Raw genomic sequence first — 1,105 nt, forward strand, 5'->3', positions numbered from 1 at the left:
GTACTCTCCTCCAATCTTGCGTTCATTGCTTCAATGTCGCCTCGGGCTGCTTGTTGAGTATTCGTCAAAGTGGTCAAGTTGTCTTGCAATTGAGTCCATCCTCCTTGTGTAACTTGCCACCCGGGGTAGCTTGTTTCATCTTCTCCTCCTTCTTCTTGGTCTTGGTTATTGTCTTCATCCGGCTCATGTTGGGCTCTCCGTTGACGACCGAAATCCTCCAAGCGGAGCGTGGCTTGCACGGCTATGAAGTCACCTTGGGAAGCATATATATCCACGCCCGCTTGTTTGATGAGTGTTGTGATGAGGCACGGGAATCCAAGCGCTTGGACATTGGTGTTGTCCGTTGCCACTTCCTTTATTTCCTCATTTATGAGTTGTCCCACATTGATGTAATACCCCTTTAGTATAGCATAGATGCAAATGGCTCTCTTGCGTTTCACTCGTGAATTGACTACCACCGGCATCAATCGTGAGCTCACGAATGTGTTGAGGAGTGAGGCTTCCGGTTTCAATTGAGTCTTTGGGATTCCCGACCATTTCGCACCTAGTCCCTTGGGAGCGCCTGTGAGAACTGTGGCAAGATCAACCGAGTCGCATGACTTCTTCAATCGGTCGTACCCCCCCATTTTTTCATGTGGCGTATTGTAGACAAGATTTATCCTTCGCGCCGAAAAGTCGACCACCTTGCCGTGAATGGAGAGTTTGTCTTTCTTGAGCTCTTGTGGTGTTAGTTCGCTTAGGGCACAATAGAATTCTCTGCACCACTTCCTTGATGCCCGTTGTAAATAGGAGAGGTCGTTGATAAATTTGTCCCACTTGTTGTTGTAGATGTACACATCGAATGGAGGTTCGATGCTCATTGCTCTCTCATTGCACACTTGCCGTGAGCGGATATTTTCCTGAAGTGCCAACGGCTTAGTGGCCACACCTTGTGATGGCTCTCCTTGTTCACCCACGTATGATTCTCCCCCATAGGCTCTCTTCATCTTGGGAGGCATCTTTTTGGTACCTAATATGAAATGGCATTAGTGTTTTGCACAAGATGAGCCACATTCGAATATCCATGACAAGTTTGTTTTGATTTTAGCAAGCTTGAACTCTATCT

1 protein-coding gene is annotated in these 1,105 nt (G+C 47.2%); it reads right to left on the minus strand.

Annotation, left to right across the window (positions count from 1 at the left end; genetic code table 11):
• Window positions 1–860 (minus strand): hypothetical protein (locus BVER_RS28720; RefSeq protein ID WP_198155479.1); only part of this gene is annotated, 860 nt, incomplete at its 3' end.
• Window positions 861–1,105 lie beyond the last annotated feature (245 nt).

This window comes from Candidatus Burkholderia verschuerenii, assembly GCF_001189365.1.
In the GTDB taxonomy this organism is placed as follows: Bacteria; Pseudomonadota; Gammaproteobacteria; order Burkholderiales; family Burkholderiaceae; genus Caballeronia; species Caballeronia verschuerenii.